The organism is Nocardiopsis protaetiae, from assembly GCF_045446735.1.
Classification (GTDB): Bacteria; Actinomycetota; Actinomycetes; order Streptosporangiales; family Streptosporangiaceae; genus Nocardiopsis; species Nocardiopsis protaetiae.
Window position 1 is genome coordinate 1 of the sequence record NZ_JBJJBV010000056.1, and the last position, 20,760, is coordinate 20,760.

Consider the following 20,760-nt stretch of genomic DNA (forward strand, 5'->3'; position numbering starts at 1 on the left):
CGGCCCGCCTTCGGTGTCGTCGTGGGTCGGTGGGTCGGTACGGCTAGCTCGTGGCCTTGCCGCCGGGGGCCCGCTGCGGGGCGGCCCGGCCGGCGGCGCCGCTCTGCGGCGGAACGCCCTGGCCGTGGTCGGCCTGTCCCTGCGCGGAACCGTCCTGCGCGGCCTGGCCCGAAGGGGCTTCGCCCCGGGCGCCCGGGTTCGGGCCGCCCTGCCACCCGGCGTTGGCCTGGTGGAAGGCCTGCCGGGCCCGCTCGTCCCGCTCCTTGCGGATGAAGCGCTCGCTCTCGCCCAGGAGCATGGTGGTCAGCCACACGGCGGCACCGACGTCGTCGGTGAGGCCGAGCAGCGGCACGAACAGCTCGGGGATGAAGTCGATCGGCGAGACGATGTAGAGCGTCAGGGCGATCATCCCGAGCAGCTTGGCCGCGGTCATCTCGGGGTAGCGGCCCCGGACCTTGGCCCACATCATGCGCGGAACGGCACCGGCCCGCTGCCACACGGAGATGTTGCCGTCCGTGTTCTGGATGACCTGCCAGGCGGCGGCGCCCGCGGCGGCGCGGTTTTCCTTGCGCATCGTTCGTCTCCTCTGGGGGGCGCGTGGCTTCTCACGATATGACGCGAGACCCGCTCTGTTCGTTCCCGGCAGGACGCCCGCCAATCGCGAAGAGACGAACCCGACACCGGTCCGTGCACCGGTGTTCACACCCACCCCGCCGCCACCATCCTCCACGCCCGCCACAGGGTGCGGGAAAAACCGGGGTGCGGTTGTCCACAACCGGACCCTGGTCCCTGGTGACGAAAGAAAAAGGAGGGCATTCTAGGGGGGTCGACAGAACGCCGCACAGGAGCGAACGCAGTACCAGAAAAACCGACACGACCCGAGAAAAGGAACAAGCCAGACAAAACACTCGAACAACACCGATCAACGCGGTGACCCAGCGATCACCCGTGGCCACATGCGGTCACCGGCGCCCGGGACCCCCTGCCGACAAGGGCGACCCGAGCACGTCGAACCGCCCCCACGGCCCGCCCCACAGGCCTCATGGCCGCATCCCACCCGCCCCCAAGGCCGAGATCACCGCACTTCCCCCGGCGATCGCGGAAAATGCGAGGCCTCCCGCACCCTGGCACACATTCGTTACGATGCGACCGAGTGGGGCATTCCGCATGGAACGCCATCAGGCATATCCCACACCAGGCGCAGAACCGATGGAGCTTGCCCAGTGTCCACAGCCCTACCTCGGTCGGCGACGGCCGTCGCCCTGTTGGCGGACATCCCCAGCACGGGCCACGTGGGCGAGGTCCGGGCGCAGCGCTTCACGATGCACGGCGACGGCATCGGCGAACGCAGCGCCGCGTTCGTCGCCTTCGCCCGGCAGCAGATCGCCGCCGACCGCAAGATCGTCGCCCTCTACCCGTCCTGGCAGGAGGACGACGCCCGGCGCGCCGTGAACTTCGCCCGCGGAGCCCTGCGCACCGACCACATCGCCGGCGTCCCGGTGGACCTGGCCCCCCTGGCCCTGTCCCTGGTCGCCGACCAGCTCGCCTACCTGGCGCCGTACCTGCCGCCGGGCATGGTGGCAGCGCTGTCGGCCGAACTGCCCCGCCACCTGCTCGCGGGCGCCTGGCTCAAGACCGTGTCGGGGCTGGAGACCATCCCCACCTCGGTGCGCCAGCACATGGGGTCGTACGCGCCGACGGTGTCGTTCCTGGCGTACTGCGCGCCCACCCTGCGGGTGGAGCGGCTGCGGCCCGCCGAGGTGGCCCGGCGGCTGCCGTTCCGGCCGGTACAGCCGGTGCAGCTGCTGTGCTCGGCCCCGGACCCGACCATCACGGGGGCGTTCGACGACAACCTGCCGCAGGCGATCCAGCCGGTCGCGACCCGGTCCCTGCCCGCGCAGCCGCTGGGGCCCGTGTACTGGGGGACCTCCAAGTACGTGGAGTTCGTGGCGCTGAGCGCGCACCCGCAGGCGCTCGCCTACGCCGCCGGGGCGGTACGGGCCTCGGCCTGCTCCTGGTGCGGGGAGCCCATGACGGCGGCGCCCTGCCCGTTCTGCGCCTCCGGCTCGGCCCGCAGCCCCCTGCGGACCCGCATGTCCGCGCCCGCCGACGAGCCGCCCCCGGTGTCCGACACCGGAACCTGGACCCGCCCCGAGCCCCGGCCGCACGAGAACGGCCGCCCGCCCCACCCCCCGAACGCCGCGGCCCCCTGGCCCGCCCCCACGGACAACGGCCGTGCCCCCACCGACACCTCCCAGGCCTGGACCCCGCGGACCGCCGACACCGGCGCCCCCGCCCCGGCCCCGGCGCCGACCCCGGCGGGCAACGGCCGTACCGCCTCCGACACCTCCCAGGTGTGGACGCCACGGACCGCCGACACCGGCGCCCCGGTCCCCACGGACAACGGCCGTACCCCGGCAGGCGCCCTTCCGGCCGCCCCCGCTTTCGGCGACCGCCCCCCGGCGACGCCGACCGCCCCGGCCGCCCCCGACACCACCGGGGGGCCGCCGCCCGCGGACGACCGCCGTTCCACCGGCGCCGTTGAGGACCCCATCGACACCGCCGCGGCCTGGGCCCCACGAACAGCGGACACCCACCGACCCGCCGGCCCGGGCACACCCCCCGGCGGCATCGCCGCGACTCGGGCCCCACGAACAGCGGACACGGATACCCCGGCCCCCGCCCCGGCCCCGGCCCCGGCGGGCAACGGCCACGCCCCGACGCCCCCTGCCGACACCGCCGCGGCCTGGGCGCCCCTGACGACCTCCGACCAACGGCCCACCGAAGTACCGCGCCTCGCAGATGCTCCGTGGCCTGCCGAGGCGCCGCGGCCCATCGAGGCGCCGCGGCCCGCGGACGACGGGGTGTGGGTGCGGGGCGAGCCCGTGCCCGGGGACACGGCCGCGGCGTGGGCGGCCCGCGCCGCCGCTCCCCCGGGCGGCGTGCACAGCGGCGACACCGGCGCCCCGCGCAGCGCGCACAACGGCGCGGCCGGGGCGATGCTCACCGGCGGGGCGGCCCGGGGCGCCGACCGCGACCACCCGCGGTACGGCGACCACCACCTGCCCCTGGAGGCCGAGGCCCTGCCGCCGATCACCGTGGACGAGGACGCCTGGCACGCCACCGTCGACGGCCTCCCCCACACCGCCCCCCACCACGGCGAACCCCACCACACGCCGCCCCGACCGCCCGCGGACCCCGCACCCGGGGCCCCGGACGGGCCCCCGGCCGCCGACCCGCGGACCACCGGCGGCCCCGGCCCCCGACCACCCGTCCCCGACCGACCCGAGAATCCGCCGCTCGCGGGACGCGCACCGCTCCCCGAAACCCCCCGGACCTACTCCCGTTAGGACCCCGGCCCCGGACGGACCGCCCGCAACGAGCCTGGAAACGGAAACACACCTCCCATGAACCCCCGTCAGCGACGCGGCGTCCTCCTCATGGTCGTGGCCGCCCTCGGAGCCGTCGCCGTGTTCTTCTCCGTGTTCACCTACCTCGACTCCAGGGAGGCGCAGCTCGGCGACTTCGAGACCGTGCTGCGCCTCACCGAGGACGTGGACGCCTACCAGCCCCTGGGCCCGGACTCCGTGGAGACCGTCCAGGTGCCGCGCATGTACTTCGACCCGGAGGTGTTCCTCTCCGACCTCTCCGAGGTCGAGACACCCGCCGACCAGGAACTCGTCGCCGCCTCCCACCTGGAGGCCGGCGTCTACCTGCAGCGGGGCATGGTGCAGCCGCAGCCCACCCTCACCACCGGCGAGCGCGAGATCGCGATCATGGTCGACGCCGAGACCGGGGTGGCGGGCAAGGTGCAGCGCGGCTCGTTCGTGGACATCTACGCCACCTTCCAGCCGCGCGACCACGGCCAGGCCTGCGCCGTGCGCATCCTCACCGAGGTCGAGGTCCTCGACATCGGCGAGCTGCGCACCCAGGAGACCGACACCGGCGGCGTCGCCGGGGTCGTCCCGGTCACGTTCCGGCTCGACCCGCAGGACGCCCTGCGCCTGGCCTACGCCGAGGACTTCTCCACCAAGATGCGGCTGGCCCTGGTCAGCGCGGCCGGGGGTGGCTCCCCCGGCGACTCCGAGTTCTGCAGCGAGGACATGGACGGCCTCGTCGGCCAGGGTTCGCCCGACGAGGGCAACGAGACCGGCGGGGACACCCGCCGCACCCCCGGAGGCGACCGATGAACTTCCGTGTCCTGGCCGGCATGCCCACCTCCGAGACGGAGATGGTGCTGGCGGCGCGCTTCGACGAACTCACCTCCGCCGACCTGGTCGCCGTCCGCTCCAGCAGCGCCGCGCTGATCGACGCCGCCGGCGAGTTCCCCGAGCTCGACGTCGTGCTCATCCACCAGGACCTGGGCCCGGCCCCGGTGTTCGACGCCATCCGCGACCTGTCCCACCGCCACCCGCAGCTGGCGATCCTGCTGGTGTCCTCCACCATGGACGCCGACACCTTCACCGGGGCCATGGAGGCGGGCGCCCGCGGCGTGCTGGCCGCCGACTCCGGCATGGCCGAGCTGGAGAACCGGATCGCCCGGGCCGCCGACTGGTCGCGCACCCTGCGCCGCCACCTGGAGTCGGCCTCCCTGGACCTGCCCGCCTCGGGCGTGCGCGGGCGGGTGCTGGCGGTCAGCGGCGCCAAGGGCGGGGTGGGCACCACCACGTGCGCGGTGCACCTGGCGTTCACGGCGGCCGCCGCCGGGCGGGTGGTGTGCCTGGTCGACCTGGACCTGCAGACCGGCGACCTGCCCGCGTTCCTCAACCTGCGCCACCGCCGCTCCATCGGCGACCTGGTCGGAACGGGCGACGAGATCACCCCGGGCATGCTGTCGGAGACCCTGTACGTGGACCCGCGCGGCCCGCACGTCCTGCTCGCCCCCGAACACGGCGAACGCGGCGAGGACGTCTCCGCCCGGGTCGCCCGCCGGGTGCTGACCGCGCTGCGCTCCCGCTACGAGCTGGTGGTGGTGGACTGCGGCACGATCATGAACGAGGCCACCGCCATGGCCGTGGAACTCGCCGACCGCGCCGTCGTCACCGTCACCCCCGACGTGCCCGCGCTGCGCGGCGCCCAACGGCTGATGGGCATGTGGGAACGCCTCCAGGTCCGCGCCCAGCAGGACGTGTACACGCTGGTCAACCGGCACAGCCGCAAGAACGAGATCCAGCCGGACTTCCTGCGCCACCTGCTGGGCACCCGGGTGCTGCGCACCCCCGTCCCCGCCTCCTACCGGGGCCTGGAACCGGGTGAGAACAACGGCGACCCCACCCGGGTCACGGACGAGGGGCTGCGCAAGGCGTTCTCCCGGCTGGCCGCCGAACTCGACCTGCTGAGCCCGCCCGCCCAGCAGGGCAACGGCAAGGGCGGGGCGCCCACCCCGCCGGGCGGGGCGGCCTCGGCGCGCACGGTGATGGAGGGCGGCCTGTCCACCCGGGACGTGTCGGGGTTCGTGCACGCCTCGGCCGACCCGCGGCGGCCCGGCGTACCGGGCGGCGCGCCCCGCGACCCGGGAGGGCACGGTGTCTTCGGTGGCTGACCGCCGGGGCCGCCCCGCACCCGGTCCCCGGCACCGCCCGCACCCGGACCGCGGCCCCGCTGTGGGCGGTGCCGGGGCGGCCGGTCACACCGGATGCCGGGACCGCGGCACGGCCGCGGGCGGCGGCCCATGGTCGGCCCGGGCCCGGAAAGCCGACGGTGCCGGGGCGGCGGACCACGGCGATCGGCCGATCCGCGACAGGGCTTCGGGCAGTGGCACACGGCCGCTCCGGACCTGGAAGATCGGCGGCAGCGGGGCCGCGGAACACGGCGATCGACCTGGCCGCGGCGCCGCCGCGGGCGGCGGCAGGCGGCCGGCCCGGGCCCGAGAGGCGGACCGGGGCGGGGTGATCGTGGAGTTCGCCGCGGTGGTTCCGTTCCTGATGCTGGCGCTGGCGCTGGTGTGGCAGGTGCTGCTGCTCGGCATCACCTCCATGTACGCCTCGCACGGGGCCGCCGAGGCGGCCCGGCAGGCGTCGGTCACCCCCGACGACCTGGCCCGCATCGACGAGGAGGCCCGCAAGCGGGTCCGCTCACCCTGGGACGGGGCGGACGTGATGACCGTCGAGATCGTCGACCGCGGCGGCGTCCGCCACGCGCGCGTCACCCTCGCCATGCCGATCTTCCTGCCGGGGGCGGCCGGCCCCTGGGACATCAGCGCCGAGTCGCGGGTCGTCACCGAGGTCGTCCCACGCGGGGGCGTGGGCGGTCCGGCCGGTCCGCAGGAGGGGGGATCGCAGTGAGCACCCGCCGGCACCGCGCCGACCGACACCGCGCCCGCCGATACGACTCCCGCCGCCGCGGCCGCCCCGGATCCCGCGGGCACACCCGCGGCCGCCGCGACGACCGGGGCGGGCCGCTGCTGGAGTTCGCCATGGCGTTCCCGATCCTGCTGCTCACCGCGATCATCGCCATCGAGGCGTTCCTGGCGTTCGTCGCCGCCGAACGCCTGGAGTCGGCCGCCCGCGCCGGGGCCCGGGTCGCCGGCATCCAGGGCCTGGACGGCGCCCAGGCCACCGCGCGCGAGTCGCTGCCGTCCTGGCTCGACGACGCGACCATCAGCGGCGGCGCCAACGACCACGCGGGTTTCTACGTGGAGGTGTCCCATCCGCTGCCGGTGGTGTTCTCGTCCGCCGGTTTCGGGCTCACCCTGACCCGACGGGTGGACATGCCCAATGTGTGAGACGACGGCGACCGAAGCAACCGGGGGAAGGAGTCGGCGATGGGTCTGAAGGACCGGCTGGAGGAGGACCGCGCCGTCGAGGCGCGCACCGACCGCGGCAGCGTCACGCACTGGCGGCGGCGCCTGCTGGAGGAGATCAACCTGGAGGACCTGACCAGCCTCACCCTGGCCCAGCGCCGGGTCCGGCTGGAGAAGGTCGTCGGGCACATCCTCACCCGCGAGGGACCGGTGCTGTCGGACCGGGAGCGGTCGGTCCTCATCCGCAGGGTGGTCGACGAGGCCCTGGGGCTGGGCGTCCTCGAACCCCTGCTCGCCGACGAGAGCATCACCGAGATCATGGTCAACGGGCCCGACAACGTGTTCATCGAACGCGGCGGGCGCATGCAGCGCGTCGACGCCGCGTTCAACGGCGAGGAACAGCTCTACCAGACCATCGACCGCATCGTCTCCCTGGTCAACCGGCGGGTGGACGAGTCCTCGCCGATGGTGGACGCCCGCCTGCCCACCGGCGAACGGGTCAACGTCATCATCCCGCCGCTGTCGCTGTCGGGGCCGGTGCTCACCATCCGGCGGTTCCCCAAGCCGTACCCGATCGACGAACTCGTGCGGATGGGCAGCCTGGACCAGGCCACCGGGGTGCTGCTGTCGGCGATGGTGCGCTCCCGGTTCAACCTGGTGGTGTCCGGCGGTACCGGCACCGGAAAGACCACGTTCCTCAACGCCCTGTCGGCGTTCGTGCCGCCCACCGAACGCATCGTCACCATCGAGGACTCCGCCGAACTCCAGCTCATGCAGGAGCACGTGGTGCGGCTGGAGTCGCGCCCGCCCAACATCGAGGGCCGGGGCGCCGTCGCCATCCGCGACCTGGTGCGCAACGCGCTGCGGATGCGGCCGGACCGGATCATCGTCGGCGAGGTCCGCGGCGAGGAGACCATCGACATGCTCCAGGCGATGAACACCGGCCACGACGGGTCCCTGGTGACCGTGCACGCCAACTCGGCCGACGACGCCATCCACCGCATCCAGACACTGGCGACGATGGGCGACGGCCGCATCCCCTACGAGGCGATCCGCGACCAGATCAACAACGCCGTCGACGCCATCGTGCACCTGGGGCGCTGGCCGGACGGGTCGCGGCGGGTCAACGAGATCAGCGTGGTGTCGTCCAAGCGCCGCGAGGAGTTCCGGCTGGAGACGGTGCTGCGGTTCGAGGCGCTGCCGCTGGGGCCCAACCGGTCGGTGGAGGGGCGGTTCCGGCACTTCCCGCTGCCCCGGCACATCGCCGAACGGGTCTACCACATGGGCGAGACCGTGCCCGCGGTGTTCGGCGTGGTCCCCACCGAGGGACGCAACGAATGGTGACACCCCCCGCGCCCCGGACAGCTCCCGCGTCCCGGGCCGCCCCTGCCTCCTGGACGACCCCCGTGCCTCGAAAAGCCTCCGTACCCCAGGCGCCCCCTACACCCCGGGCGCCCCTCACTCCCCGGGCGGTGCCCGCGCCCCGGCCGACCCACGTGGCCCAGACGGCCCACACACCCCAAACAGCCCGTGTGGCCTGGCCGACCCACGCGCCCCAGACGGCCTTCATGCCCCAAACGACTCCCGCGCCTCGGAAAACCCCCGTGCCCTCGGTGCCCCCTGTGCCCCGAACGGCCCTCACACCTCAAAGCACTCCCGCGCCCCGAACGTCCCCCCTCCCACGAAAGGAGCCGCGGTGAACTGGCAGACGGCGGCGATCCTCGCCGGCCTGACGGCGGTGCTGCTCCTCGCGCTGGCGGCGCTGTGGCAGTTCGTCGCCAGCGCCGAACAGCGGCGGCTCATCGCCGCCCGCAGCGCCCTGGACCAGGCCGAATACGCGGCGTCCACCCCCATGGCCCGGCTGGAACGGGCCCTGCACCGGACCCAGTGGGGTGCCCGGCTGGCCCGCCGGATCGCCCGGTCCGGGACCGACCTGCGGGTGTCCACGTTCGTGGTCGCCCTGGTCGGCGGCTCCCTGTTCGCGGTGGTCGTGGTGTGGCAGGTGCTGGCCCCGTTCTTCGGTCTGCTGGCCGCCGCGGGGGTCGCGTTCCTGTTCTTCTCCTACCTGAACCGGGCCGAGGCCAAGCGCCGCGAGGAGTTCACCGGGCAGCTCCCCGACCTGGCGCGGGTGCTCGGCAACGCCACCTCCGCCGGGTTGGCGCTGCCGACGGCGGTGGCGATCGCCGCCGACGAACTCGACGGCCCGGCCGGCGAGGAGCTGCGGCGGATGACCGAATCCATGAAACTCGGCGCGTCCTTCGAGGAATCCGTCGCCGAACTGCGCGAACGCATGCCCTCCCGGGAACTGGGGGTGCTGTTGTCGACGCTGCTCGTGGCCTCCCGATCCGGCGGTTCCCTGGTGACGGCGCTGCGCAACATCTCCACCACCCTGGAGAACCGCAAGGAGACCCGGCGCGAGGTGCAGACCATCCTCAGCGAGACCACCAGCACCGTGTGGGCGCTGGGGTTCATGTCGGTGGGCGCGCTGTTCCTGATCAACGCCATCGAGCCGGGCATCCTGCGCACCATGACCACCTCCCCGGCGGGTGTGGGGGTGCTGCTGGTGGTGGCGGCGCTGTTCGTCACCGGTTTCATGCTGGTCGCCCGGATCACCAAGTTCGACCTGTAGGAGTCCTTCCGATGAGCCTCGTCCCCCTCGCGCTGTCGGCGGCCGCCGCCCTGGTCGTCCTGGTCGCCGTGTACGGGGTGTTCCTGACGATGTCGCAGACCCGGGTGCGGGTGGACGACCCGGCGGGGCGGGCGCCGCGCACCAAGGAGGAGCGCACGTTCGTCCTGCACCGGATCACCGAGGCGATAGGACGGCCCTTCTCGGGGATGGTGCTGGAGTCCCTGGGGGAATCGCGGCGGCGGTCCATCGCCCGGCGTATCGAGGCGGCGGGACGGCCCGACGGGCTGAACCTGGACCGGTACCTGCGGCGCAAGGTCGGCGAGATCGCCCTGTACGGGTCGCTGGGCACGCTGATGTTCTTCACCGGCAACCCCCTGCTGGGGGTCATCGTGCTGGCGTTCGCGGGGCTCACCGACCTGAACCTGTACGTGCAGGCGCAGGAGCGCGCCGACAGGGTGCAGTCCCAGCTGCCGGACTTCCTGGACGTGCTCGCGGTGACCGTCAGCGCGGGGCTGTCGTTCCGCGCCGCCGTGGGGCGGGTGGCCGAGTCGATGCCGGGGGTGCTGTCCGACGAGTTCACCCTGGCGCTGCGCCAGATGGAGCTGGGCACCTCGCGCCGGGAGGCGTTCGAGATGCTGCGCCGCCGCAACCGCAACGACTCGCTGAGCAAGTTCGTGACCGCCATCCAGCAGGCCGAGGAACTGGGCGCCCCGCTCAGCGACACCCTGGTGACCATCAGCCAGGACATGCGCCGGGCCGACGCCCAGTACATGCGCCGCAAGGCGCAGCGGATGAACCCCCGCGTCACGATGGTCACCGCGGTGACCCTGCTGCCGGGGCTGCTGCTGCTCATCGTCGGCTCGATGTTCCTGGGCACCGAGGTCGACCTCGGCACCATCCTCGGCGGCTGAGCCCGGCCCGCACAGGCGAAGGCCGCCGTCCGTCCCCGGCCCGCGCAGGCGGGGTTGTCCACAGGGCCCGCTCGGCCGCTGGCGGACGCGGGCCGCCGCGGACGACAATGGATTCGGGGGGTGCACCACCCTCCGTTCCCCGGCCGGGGTTCCCTCACGACGACGCTACCCCGCGCCGAGCCCCCGCGGCGGCCGCTCCCCGAACCTGTGGACGACCCGCCCCGGCTCAGACCACGCCGGTCCGGAACAGCATCACCACCAGCACCGCCAGCAACACCGCGGCCACCATGCCCGCGTTGACCAGCAGCGCCGTCCGACCACTCGAATCCTGCTCGCGCACCATCGTGGCGGTCGTCCCGGCCGCCTCCTGCGGCGCGTTCCACACGGGCGCGGGCGCCACGTCGACCGGGGCGGTGTAGATCCCGAAGCCCGTACCGGGCGCGGACGCGGGAACCGCCGCGGCGGGCACCGCACCCGCGACCGCGGAGCCCTCCGGCGTCACCGGCTCCGTGTAGATCCCGAACCCCAGCGTCCCCACCGGCTGCGGCGGCGCCGCGAACCCGGCCTCCGGGACCGTCTCCTCGGCATCAGGAACATGCGGGACGGTCGTCTCCTCCGGCTCCGCCGAGGCCGCCGGGCCACCCGTGTCCGCACCGACCGGCACGGTCTCCTCGTCCGCCCCAGAACCGGAATGCGCCGAGACCCCCGGCTCGGCCGCCCCGGCGGCGATACCCGCCGCCGCCACGGCGTTGGCCGCGGCCAGCGCCGTCGAGTCGCCCGTGATCACCGTGACATCCGGGTCCTCCTCGGAACCCGGGGCATCTGTGCCGCCAGAGACCGCCGCGTCGGCCGAGGTTCCTGGGACAGCCGGGGCACCTGTGTCACCAGAGGCAGGCGCACCAGCAGGGGCACCCGCGTCGCCTGCGGCGGCCGCGTCCTCCGAGCTACCGGAGCCCCCCGAGATCCCCGGAACGACCGAGGTGGGTGCCCTGTCGGAGATACCGGAGATCCCCGGGGCCCCCGAGGAACCCGGGACGGCCGGGACGTGCGCGTCGTCCGGGGCATCCGTGCCAGCTGTGACCGCCGCAGCAGCGGCCACAGCCGCGCCACCCGCCGCCCCAGCGACCCCGCCACCACCCGCCTGCGCGGCCCCACCACCCGGCGTTCCAGCACCACCCGTCTGATGGGCCGTTCCAGCCACCGCGGCCACTCCAGCGCCGCCCACCTGCGGGGCCACTTCAGCACCGCCCGCCGCTTTGGCACCACTCGTCTGCGGAGCCGCTCCGGCCACCCCACCACCGCTCTCCCCGGCGGCCCCGCCGCCCCCCGGCCCAGCGGTCGCTCCCCCACCCGGGAGGGCGGCGCGCAGGCGGGCCGCCGTCGGCTCCTCATCACGCCCGTCCAGGTGCCGCAGCGCCGCCGCCAGCGCCTCCCGCGCCGTGGGCCGCTCCCCCGGTTCCGGCGACAGCGCCCGCGCGACCACGTCCCGCAGGCTCGCCGGCACCCCCTCCAGGTCCACGGCGTCCTGGCGGGCACGCCGCTCCATCTCCACCAGCGCCGCCCGGCGCCCCAACCGCGACGCCGGCGACTCACCGAACGGCTCGCGCCCCGTCGCCGCCAGCACCACCAGGCACGCCCACCCGAACACGTCCGCGGCCGCCGTCGACCGCCCGTCCTCGTACACCTCCGGGGCCACCCACCCCGGCACGCCCCGCAACCCCGGCGCCGCCGGTGCCGCGGCGCGGCGCCCCAGCCCCGCGTCGAGCAGGCGCGGCCCCGCACCGGTCAGCACCACCGCGTCCGGCCCCACCTCCCCGTGCGCGGTCTCCTCCCCGTGCAGCACCGCCAACGCCTCGGCGACCGCGGCCGCCAGCACCACCGCGCCCCATTCGGGCAGCGCCCCGTGCGCCGCCACGTGCCTGCGCAGGTCCGGCCCGGGCTGGTCGGGCAGCACCGACCACGGCCGCCCCTCGTGTTCGCCCGTCTCGGTCGGCCCGACCGCGCACACCCCAGCGCCCTCCGGCTCGGGGAGCGCCTCCTCGGCCTCCTCCCCACGCGCCAGGCCGAGCAGCACCGGCTCCCCGCCGTTGCGGCGCGCCGCGTACAGCACGCCGGCGCCGCCGTCGGCCACCCGTCCCTCGATCCGGTGCCCGCCGACCTCCTGCGGGTCATCGGAGGTGAGAGGTTCGGTGCGCGCGCAGAGACTCTGCGAGGGGTGCGACGTCATGAGGGGTATGCCTCCGTTGTCCTGTTCCGATACCGGACATCGTCGCGCCTGGCGCGCCCACCGGCAAACCGTTGGCCGCTGCTGGCCGCTTCCCTCCCCCGCGCAACCCCTCCCCACTCCGCGCGCACAGCCCCACCCCACGCGCACGGCCCCTCCCCGGGGGATCGGGGAGGGGCCGCGCAGGGGATGGGTGATGGGATCGGGTGTTACAGCCTGACCGTCCTGCTCGCCGTGGCGCTCGCGCCGTTGGCGTCCGTGACGGTCAGGGTTACCACGTAGGTGCCGGAACCCCAGTAGAAGTGCCAGGTGTAGGAACCGCTACCGGTGTACCCGTCACCGAAGTTCCACGCGTAGGAGACGATCGGGGCGTCGCCCGCCGTGGAGGTGGAGGCGTCGAACTCGCAGATGTACAGGAAGGTGTAGCACCCGCCGCTGAAGTTCGCGGTCGGTCCTTCGCCTCCGCCGGGGGACCCCACCGACACGGTCGCGGTGGTGGTGGCGGTCGCCCCGGAGTCATCGGTGACCGTGAGGGTCACGGTGTAGTCGCCCTCGGCGCCGTAGGTGTGCTCCACGGTGGCGCCGCTGTCGCCCGCACCGTCGCCGAACTCCCACGCCCAGTCGGTGATCTCACCGTTGGAGGTGGAGGCGGAGCCGTCGAAGGCGCAGGTCAGGGTGGTGTCGTCGCAGGCGTGGGTGAGGGAGGCGACCGGCCCCTCGGGCGGGGTGGAGTCCCCGTCGGCCGGGAAGATGTCCGGGTCGCCCACGTCCAGCAGCGGCTCGTGGAAGCCGTCGCCGGAGTTGTCGGTCCAGTCGTGGTTGCCCGCACCGATCAGGGTGGAGTAGATCGCCATGACCCCGTTGCGGTCAGCGGGCTTGGCGTCGCCGACGGCCAGCAGCGCCAGGCCGCCCGCGGCGTGCGGGGAGGCCATGGAGGTGCCGCTCATGCTGCCGTAGCCGCCGCCGGGCATGGTCGAGATGATGCAGGAGCCGGGGGCCGCGATCTCGATGGTCTGGCCGAAGTTGGAGAAGTAGGACCGGGTGTCGTCCGCGTCACCCGTGCAGGCCACGGTCCCGCCGGTGCCGCCGGGGGCGCCGTCGGAGTCCGCCATCGACGACACGGTGAGCACGTCGGGGTGGTTGGCGGGGAAGAAGTTCGCCGCGTTGCGGGAGCTGTTGCCCGCGGCGACCGCGAACGCCACCCCGGAGTTCACGGCCGAGGTGATGGCCTGGCTGAGCGCCTGGTCGGTGCATCCCTCACAGCCCAGGCTCATGTTGGCGACGGCGATGTCCCCGGCGTTGGCCGCCACGTAGTCGACGCCGGCGGCGATCCCGGCCAGGGTTCCGCTGCCGCCTGCGGTGAGGACCTGGACGTTCCAGATGTCCGCCCCGGGGGCGATGCCGACGACGCCCACACCGTTGTCGATGGCGGCGATGCTGCCCGCGACGTGGGTGCCGTGCCCGTTGCCGTCCGTGGGGGTGTTGGTGACACAGCTGCCGCTGGTGCAGTTGACCGACCTCACCACGTTGAGGTCGGGGTGGGCACCGTCGACCCCGGTGTCCAGAACGGCGACGGCCACGTCGGGAACGTAGTCGTCCTGCCCGTTGATGGCGAGGTTGGGGTTGGCGGGGGCGAAGGTGCGGGCGATGCCGTTGGGCACGTCCTGCTCGAAGGTGTGGACCGGCTGGTCCTCCTGGACGTAGGCCACCTCCGGGTCCTGGAGGAGCTCGGCGGCGTCGGCGGCGGTCATCTCGGCCGCGTAGCCGGTGAGGGCGTGCTCGTAGACGCCGATCGGGTCGTCGCCGTGGCGTTCGGCGACCTCTTCGGGGGTGGCGGAGTCGTCCAGGACGACGATGTAGGTGCGCTCGGTGGCGTCGGAGGTGTCGAGGAAGTCCGGGACCTCCTCCGCGAGGGCCGGTGGTGCGAACATGACAGGCAGCAGGGCGACGGCAGCGAGGGCCGCGCCTATCTTGCTCTTGCGCATGATGCGGAGAACCCTTCGGGGGGATGGTGGGGGACGGGGGATGTGGAAGGGTGGCCACCCGGAATCAAGAATCCGTCACGGAGGGCGACCCTGGCCATACGTGTTCACTACGTAACTTCGTATGCACCCAGGGGTACTACGTAGTGCCCCGGCGGCCACTACCTACCCGGGTCCCGCCGACCCCGTAAGCCGGTCGGGGCTTACGGGGTCGGCGGCGTTCTCCCAGGCCAGCGCCCTGTCAGCGTGCTGTCAGCCGAACCCCGGAGCAGCGTCGGCGTCCGCCCGCCGCCAAGCCGACGTCAGCCGACCGTCAGTGTCAGCCCGGTGTCAGCCATCTCGGGCCGACATCAGCGCGCCGTCAGCCGGACCTCAGGCCGATGTCAGCATCAGCCCGGCATCAGCCGAACCTCGGAACAGCGTCGGCGTCCGCCCGCCGCCAAGCCGACGTCAGCCAACTGTCAGCGTCAGCCCGGTGTCAGCCGAACCCCGAGCCGACATCAGCCCGCCGTCAGCACCAACCCCGTGTCGGCCGAACCCCGGACCGGCACCAGCCCGCCGCCAGCCGAACCCCGGGCCGATGTCAGTCCGATGTCAGCGCCGACCCGCCGTCAGCCGGGCCTCAGTCCGGAATCAGCCCGGGAGCGGGATCTCCGCGAGCACGGGCAGCAGGGTGGCCTCCTCCTCGTCGAGGTGGGCCGTCAGCTCCCGGCTCATCCGTTCCAGGTCGGCGCGGAACACGGCCGGGTCCGCGGTGGCGACCCGCTCCAGCAGCTCCTGGATGTCGCCGCGGATGCGGTCGACCTCGCGGTGCTGCTCCGACAGCCGTTCCAAGGTGTCGGCCAGGTGCGGGTGCTGCCCGGCCAGGACCGGGAACATGTGCTCCTCCCCGTCGTGGTGGAACCGCAGCGACTCGCAGAACGCCAGGCAGTGCTGGCGCAGCTGGAGGCTGAGCCCGGGCGCGGGGACCGCCCCCTCCCGGTCCGCCCGCTCGTCGCGGTCGGCGAGGTAGGCGTCGGTCTCCTCGCGGATCCGCCCCAACTGCCCGCGCAGCCAACGGTGGACCTCCACCAGCTTCTCGGCGAGGTTCGCCACGGGCCGGACCTCCCCCTCCCCCGCCCCGTCCTCGGCGGCCGCCGGTTCCAGGACCACCACGGGCAGCACCCGCTCCGTCCCGGCCTGGTAGTCGCCGTACCCGGGGGCGACCCGAACCGCCTCTGCGAACAGGCGGTCGCGGTCATCCCCCTCGGCGGGAACGGCGATCGCCTCGAACTCCTCGGCGCCCAGCTCGACCCGGACCATCGGGTGGGCGAGCAGGTTGTGGTACCAGGCGGGGTGCCGGTCCGAGCCCCCGGCGGAGGCGATGACGAACAGCCGCCCCTCCGCCCGGATGTATCCGAGCGGGCTGGTGGTCTCTCGGCCGCCGCGCGCGCCGACGGTGGTGAGCAGCAGCAGGTCGGCGCCCTCGAACATGCCGCCGACGCGGCCGCCGTTGGCGCGGAACTCCGCGACCACGGGCCGGTTGAACTCGGCCACGAACGGCTCGGGCCGGGCGAACGGCCCGGGCCCGCCGGACGGCTGCCCGCCGTCGCCACGGGTCTCCTGTGCGCTCTGCGTGTCCTGGGTGTCCTGGGTGTTGTTCTGCAAAAGATCTCCTCTCGGTGGAATGCACATGCGGGTGGGCGGCCGCCCCGAGAGGACCGTGCACGCGGACGCCGCAGACGCCGCGGACACGGGTTCAGGGAAAAGGGGGCACGCCGACGCCCACGGGACGCGAGAGAACGCGAACGGGGTCGGAACGCGGGGAACGGGGAGGCCACCGGGGCACGGCTCAACGCCGCACCGGAACGCGGATCAGGCGTGCTGGGTGCTCATGGTCGGCTCTCCCTCAGATCATGTGCTCGCCCGTCGACCCGACCGGCCCACTGCTCATGGTCGGGGACACGTGGCACGGGCGAAACCGTACGCCACGCCGCCGGACGCGTCAACCGCCCTGTTCGGAAGGCGGTAGGGCCCGCCCCACCCCGGATCGACGGGACCGCCCCAGCGACCTCGGCGCCCACGCTCCGTAGTTTCAAAATCCTCGGAACCCCGACGGACCCGATGAGCCCAACGAACCCCACGAACCCCACGAGCCCGCCGAACCCTACGGAGGCAGGAGACACCGATGGCTTCGCACACCCCCCGGCACCGGACGGGGCCCGCACCGGCGGACACCCCCGGACCGGCACAGCGTTCACTGGCCCCGGACCTCGCACGGGGGTTCATGCTGCTGTTCATCGCGCTGGTGAACGCGGGCTTCTTCCTCACCGGGCCGGACACGGTCCGCGCCCTCGCCAACGAGGTGGTGACGTTCGTCCAGCTCACCCTGGTGAACGGGCGGGCCATTCCGCTGTTCGCCCTGCTGTTCGGCTACGGCGCGGTGATGATCATGCGCCGGGTGCGGGCGTCCGGCGGGGGCTGGGTGCAGGCCCGCATCCTGCTGCGGCGGCGCGGGTGGGTGCTGCTGGCGCTGGGCGCGGCGCACGGGATCCTGCTGCTGCCGGTGGACATCCTGGGCGCCTACGGGCTGGCGCTGCTGCTGTTCGTCGGCCTAGTGCGGGCGCGGGACGTGACCCTGTGGTGGACGGCGGGGGTGCTGGCGGCGGTGTCGGTGGCCGCCCACACGGCGTGGGTGCTGTCGATCCCGGTGGACGGCGCCGACGACGGGGGCGGTGCGGCGGCCGTGCCGTCCCTGGTGGAGCCGTCCTTCGTCGCGGCGACCGTCGAACGGTTCAACGAGTGGACCCTCTACACGCCGGTCACGATGCTGCTGGTCGCGATGCCGATGATCGTCCTGGGATTCTGGGCGGGGCACCGCCGTTTGCTGGAGGAACCGCGGGCGCACCTGCCGCTACTGCGGTCGGCCGCCGCCTGGGGGCTGGGGATCGGAGTCCTGACGGGGCTGCCGAACGCGCTGGTCGCCGCCGGCTGGGCGGCCGCGGGACCGCGTCTGGACGGCGCGCTGGCGGTGCTGCACGACCTGGGCGGCTGGGCGGGCGGCATCGGCTGGGCCGCCCTGATCGCCCTCCTCGCCACCCGCTGGGAATCCCGCCCCACCCGTACCCCTGCGTCCACCGGTATCCCTGCGTCCGCCGTCCCCACCGACGCCTCTTCACCCACCGACCTCATTGCCGGCTCTTCACACACTGACACCTCCGCAGACACCGGCACCCCTGTGGCCACTGACCCCACCCACACCCCTGCACCCGCTGGCCCCACCAGCACCTCTTCACCCACCGGCACCCCTGTGGCCACCGACCCCACCCACACCCCCGCACCCACCGGCACCTCTGTACCCACCGCCCCCACCCCAACAGCTCCCGTGTCCACCGGCCAACGGACGCCCGCCCCGCCCGCCCCGACCGCATCCACGGCTCCGCCCGCGACCGCCGAACAGCGGACCTCGGCCCCGCCCGCCGCCGGGCCCGTGGTGACGGCCGTCGCGGCCGTGGGCGAGCGTTCGCTGAGCTGCTACCTCCTGCAATCGCTGGTGTTCACCGCGGTGTTCGCCCCCTACGGCCTGGGGCTGGGCGCCTCCCTCGGAGCTGCGGGCGCGGCCGCCGTGGCGGTCGCGACGTGGCTGGCGTCGGTCGCGGCCGCCGAGGCCCTGCGCCGCGCGGACCGCCGCGGCCCCGCCGAAGTCCTGATGCGCCGCCTCATCCGCCGCCGCGAACCCCTGCCCCGCACCCCCTGACCACCGGCCCGGCGCGCTGGGGCGCAGCGGTACACCATCCACAGGAAGGAGGGCCTGACACAGGTCATCCGCCCGAGCCGAAGCGGTTACCCACGCGGAGCCGGGGCCCGCCCTCCGAGGTCCGGTGCCCCGGCGAGAGGCCCCTCCGCGACCGTTCACGAACCGGCCGGCCGGCGTCCGACCCCACACACGGAAAAGGGCCGCCCCCGACCGGGGCGGCCCCTCCGCACTCCTACCGCTGCACCTCCTCCGGCGCCGGGACCCCCACCTCCAGGTCCCCGTCCACCGCCGCGAACGTGTACAGCGTGTACCAGTACTCCGGCGCCGGAACCGGCTCCACAAAAGCCACCGGCACCGCCTGCGCCACCGGCCGCCCGTTGAGCACGTACCCGCCCTGCGGCGCCCCCTCGGTGGCGAACGCCAGCGGCTCGCCGTCCTCGGTCGCCACCAGTGTGAACGTCGACTCCTCCTCCGACGCCTCCGAGGGACGGAACGTCCCCTCCACGACCACCGCCGTGACCCCGTCCGGCGGGTCCTCCCCGGCCAGGTGCCCGTAGGCGTCCTCCGTCGGCCCGGGTGCGGCGAACACCGTCTCCTCCTCCGAGGTGACCGTGCCGGTCTCCACCACCCGGGCCATCGGCTCCAGGAACCGGTCCGGCTCGAACACCGCCTCCGACGCGCCCACCTCCTCGGGCACGGTCTCCCGCCACACGGCGGGCCCGTTCCACGCGGTGGTGTCGCTGGACAGCAACTCCCCGTCCACCAGCATCAGGTCGCTGGCGCGCGCCCCGCTGACGGTGCTGGTCCAGCGCACCGCCGCGGGGTCGGCCTGGTACAGCACCCGGTCGAACAGGGTGGGGGTGGCGGCGGTGTTCACCGGCAGCGGCTGCCCGTACCCCTCGCCGTTCCCGGCGTGGGTGAGGATGGTCAGCTCCAGGGTGCGCGCCCGCGTCAGCCGGTCCAGCGAGGCGGACACCAGGTCGATGCCGGTGGGCGCGGCGCTCTGCTGCGGGTCGGTCGGGTCGCCGCCGGGGCTCTCGGAGACGGGTTCGGCGTCCTGGGCCAGGGCGTCGAACAGCACGTACCCGCCGCCCCCGGCCACCGCCAGCGCGAAGCAGGAGGCGGCGCCGATGGCGAGCACCTTCCCGGCACCGCCGCGGCGTTCGCGCCGCCGCCGTCGGGAGCGCCCGCCCCGGCCGCCGCCCGCGCCACCCGCCTCTCCCGAACCGCCCGGACCGCCCGAGTCCCCCGAGCCGCCCCGGGCACCGCGCCCGCCGCCGTTCCCGTTCCCGGGTGTGCTGTACACCTGCCCCGGCCCGTCGTCGGGCGCGGGCACCATGATGAGCTCGCCCGTGATGGGGTCGCGGGTGCTGACCAGCCGCCGCGCGTTCTGCACCTTGGTCCCGGGCGTCCAGGTGCGCCGCCCCGACGCGGCCGCCTCCTCGTCCAGCCCCTGGGCCGCCCGTGTCCACCGCTCGGGCCGGTGCCAGGACACGTCCACGTACGGCCAGTGCGCGCGCACGAACCCGTGCAGCCGGTCGCTCCACTCCTCGCGGACCGTGTCCTCGGGGACCCCCAGCAGCGACAGGCACTCCAGGTAGACGTCCTCGGCGGAGGGCCGCCGCGCCGGGTCCTGCTCCAGGGCCCGTTCCAGGACACGCGCCAGCTCGGGCCGGAGCATGGACAGGTCGACGTACCCGCGCGCCCGCACGGCGGCGTCCGCCTGCGAGGTCACGGTGCCGTACGGCGGCAGGCCGGTGCCCGCGAAGACCACCGTGCACGCCCACGCGAACACGTCGGAGGCCTCGTCGGGGCGGGCGCCGGCGTAGCGTTCGGGCGCCATCCAGCCGGGGCTGCCGACGGTGGTGTGCGAGTCGCCGTCGTCGACCTGGCGGGCCAGACCGAAGTCGACCAGGCGCGGGCCGGTCGCCGTGATCAGCACGTTCCCGGGTTTGACGTCGCCGTGCGGGACCCGACTGTTGTGCACGTCCATCAGGGCCTCGGCGACCCCGGCGGCCAGCACCAGGAGCGCGGCGCCGCCCATCGGCCCGCGCACCCCGGCGTGGCGGCCCAGGTCGAGGGCGGGCAGGTATTCGACGGCCGCCCACGGGCGGTTGCGGTGGATGCCGCTGTCGAGGACCCCGAGCGCACACGAACCAGGCACCCGGCGCAGGTGCACGACCTTGTCCGCCGGGTCGGCGGCCGACACCCACTCCTCGCCCATGACCTTGAGCGCCAGCGGGTGCCCCTCGGGGGTGAGGGCGGCGTAGACGGAGCCCAGGGCGGAGTCGCCGAGTCGGCCGATCAGCCGGTGCGCGCCCACCCAGGGCGGGTCGTCGGCCACGAGGGGCCGGACGTTCGGTGGTAAGACGACTGTCGATGCCATGGGGGGTTCGCTTCCACTCTCCTGGGTCCAGGGGGTCGGGAATATCGGGACCCGGCGCACGCATTCGGCGAATACCGAACGTACATTCCCCAACGCTTCGGGGCCACCAGGGCACGTGATCGTTGCGTCATGCCCTGTGGTGAGAACCCC

At 74.2% G+C, this 20,760-nt stretch carries 14 protein-coding genes; 9 read left to right on the forward strand and 5 right to left on the reverse strand.

What is annotated here, in order from left to right; genetic code table 11:
• Nucleotides 1–43: 43 nt before the first annotated feature.
• Nucleotides 44–574 carry a YkvA family protein gene (locus ACJOT3_RS11580; RefSeq protein WP_406971778.1) on the reverse strand — a complete coding sequence of 177 codons (531 nt, stop codon included), beginning with the start codon at nucleotides 572–574 and terminating at the stop codon, nucleotides 44–46.
• 649 nt (nucleotides 575–1,223) lie between these two features.
• On the opposite strand from ACJOT3_RS11580, the gene ACJOT3_RS11585 reads away from it, so the two are divergent.
• The 8 genes from ACJOT3_RS11585 (at nucleotide 1,224) to ACJOT3_RS11620 (ending at nucleotide 10,282) form a co-directional block, all read left to right on the forward strand.
• Nucleotides 1,224–3,350 (forward strand): hypothetical protein, encoded by a 2,127-nt coding sequence (locus tag ACJOT3_RS11585; RefSeq protein ID WP_406971780.1) that lies wholly within the window; start codon nucleotides 1,224–1,226, stop codon nucleotides 3,348–3,350.
• Between the two features lie 57 nt (nucleotides 3,351–3,407).
• Nucleotides 3,408–4,190 carry a Flp pilus assembly protein CpaB gene (gene cpaB / locus ACJOT3_RS11590; RefSeq protein ID WP_406971782.1) on the forward strand — a complete coding sequence of 261 codons (783 nt, stop codon included), beginning with the start codon at nucleotides 3,408–3,410 and terminating at the stop codon, nucleotides 4,188–4,190.
• The gene (locus ACJOT3_RS11595) at nucleotides 4,187–5,542 is read left to right on the forward strand and encodes a CpaE/TadZ family protein (protein WP_406971784.1); all 1,356 of its coding nucleotides are present in this window, start codon (nucleotides 4,187–4,189) and stop codon (nucleotides 5,540–5,542) included. Before cpaB ends, ACJOT3_RS11595 begins: the two co-directional genes overlap by 4 nt.
• Nucleotides 5,543–5,894: 352 nt before the next feature.
• Nucleotides 5,895–6,284 (forward strand): pilus assembly protein, encoded by a 390-nt coding sequence (locus tag ACJOT3_RS11600; protein ID WP_406971810.1) that lies wholly within the window; start codon nucleotides 5,895–5,897, stop codon nucleotides 6,282–6,284.
• Nucleotides 6,281–6,724 carry a TadE/TadG family type IV pilus assembly protein gene (locus ACJOT3_RS11605; RefSeq protein ID WP_406971786.1) on the forward strand — a complete coding sequence of 148 codons (444 nt, stop codon included), beginning with the start codon at nucleotides 6,281–6,283 and terminating at the stop codon, nucleotides 6,722–6,724. Before ACJOT3_RS11600 ends, ACJOT3_RS11605 begins: the two co-directional genes overlap by 4 nt.
• Nucleotides 6,725–6,763: 39 nt before the next feature.
• Nucleotides 6,764–8,086, forward strand: a complete 1,323-nt coding sequence (locus ACJOT3_RS11610) for a TadA family conjugal transfer-associated ATPase (protein WP_406971788.1) — start codon at nucleotides 6,764–6,766, stop codon at nucleotides 8,084–8,086.
• 352 nt (nucleotides 8,087–8,438) lie between these two features.
• A complete protein-coding gene (locus ACJOT3_RS11615; RefSeq protein WP_406971790.1) occupies nucleotides 8,439–9,371 on the forward strand; it encodes a type II secretion system F family protein in 933 nt (310 codons plus the stop codon).
• 11 nt (nucleotides 9,372–9,382) lie between these two features.
• The gene (locus ACJOT3_RS11620) at nucleotides 9,383–10,282 is read left to right on the forward strand and encodes a type II secretion system F family protein (protein WP_406971792.1); all 900 of its coding nucleotides are present in this window, start codon (nucleotides 9,383–9,385) and stop codon (nucleotides 10,280–10,282) included.
• A gap of 226 nt (nucleotides 10,283–10,508) precedes the next feature.
• Here ACJOT3_RS11620 and ACJOT3_RS11625 read toward each other — a convergent pair whose 3' ends face one another.
• The 3 genes from ACJOT3_RS11625 to ACJOT3_RS11635 all read right to left on the reverse strand — a co-directional run bounded on the left by ACJOT3_RS11625 (nucleotide 10,509) and on the right by ACJOT3_RS11635 (nucleotide 16,135).
• Nucleotides 10,509–12,509: a protein kinase domain-containing protein gene (locus ACJOT3_RS11625; protein ID WP_406971794.1), complete on the reverse strand. Its 2,001-nt coding sequence runs from the start codon at nucleotides 12,507–12,509 to the stop codon at nucleotides 10,509–10,511.
• 206 nt (nucleotides 12,510–12,715) lie between these two features.
• Complete coding sequence (locus tag ACJOT3_RS11630; protein WP_406971796.1) at nucleotides 12,716–14,491, reverse strand: S8 family serine peptidase; 1,776 nt, start codon at nucleotides 14,489–14,491, stop codon at nucleotides 12,716–12,718.
• A 630-nt stretch (nucleotides 14,492–15,121) separates the two neighbouring features.
• Entirely contained in the window at nucleotides 15,122–16,135 is a 1,014-nt protein-coding gene (locus ACJOT3_RS11635) for a nitroreductase/quinone reductase family protein (protein WP_406971798.1), read from the reverse strand.
• A gap of 520 nt (nucleotides 16,136–16,655) precedes the next feature.
• On the opposite strand from ACJOT3_RS11635, the gene ACJOT3_RS11640 reads away from it, so the two are divergent.
• Nucleotides 16,656–18,224 (forward strand): DUF418 domain-containing protein, encoded by a 1,569-nt coding sequence (locus ACJOT3_RS11640; protein ID WP_406971800.1) that lies wholly within the window; start codon nucleotides 16,656–16,658, stop codon nucleotides 18,222–18,224.
• 232 nt (nucleotides 18,225–18,456) lie between these two features.
• Here ACJOT3_RS11640 and ACJOT3_RS11645 read toward each other — a convergent pair whose 3' ends face one another.
• Entirely contained in the window at nucleotides 18,457–20,568 is a 2,112-nt protein-coding gene (locus ACJOT3_RS11645; RefSeq protein WP_406971802.1) for a serine/threonine-protein kinase, read from the reverse strand.
• Nucleotides 20,569–20,760: the final 192 nt, after the last annotated feature.

What these genes read in the sequence shown, in the direction of transcription:
- ACJOT3_RS11580 (WP_406971778.1), bottom strand. Translation starts at nt 574, where the DNA reads ATGCGCAAGGAAAACCGCGCCGCCGCGGGCGCCGCCGCCTGGCAGGTC.
- ACJOT3_RS11640 (WP_406971800.1), top strand. Translation starts at nt 16,656, where the DNA reads ATGGCTTCGCACACCCCCCGGCACCGGACGGGGCCCGCACCGGCGGAC.
- ACJOT3_RS11620 (WP_406971792.1), top strand. Translation starts at nt 9,383, where the DNA reads ATGAGCCTCGTCCCCCTCGCGCTGTCGGCGGCCGCCGCCCTGGTCGTC.
- ACJOT3_RS11625 (WP_406971794.1), bottom strand. Translation starts at nt 12,509, where the DNA reads ATGACGTCGCACCCCTCGCAGAGTCTCTGCGCGCGCACCGAACCTCTC.
- ACJOT3_RS11610 (WP_406971788.1), top strand. Translation starts at nt 6,764, where the DNA reads ATGGGTCTGAAGGACCGGCTGGAGGAGGACCGCGCCGTCGAGGCGCGC.
- cpaB (WP_406971782.1), top strand. Translation starts at nt 3,408, where the DNA reads ATGAACCCCCGTCAGCGACGCGGCGTCCTCCTCATGGTCGTGGCCGCC.
- ACJOT3_RS11630 (WP_406971796.1), bottom strand. Translation starts at nt 14,491, where the DNA reads ATGCGCAAGAGCAAGATAGGCGCGGCCCTCGCTGCCGTCGCCCTGCTG.
- ACJOT3_RS11595 (WP_406971784.1), top strand. Translation starts at nt 4,187, where the DNA reads ATGAACTTCCGTGTCCTGGCCGGCATGCCCACCTCCGAGACGGAGATG.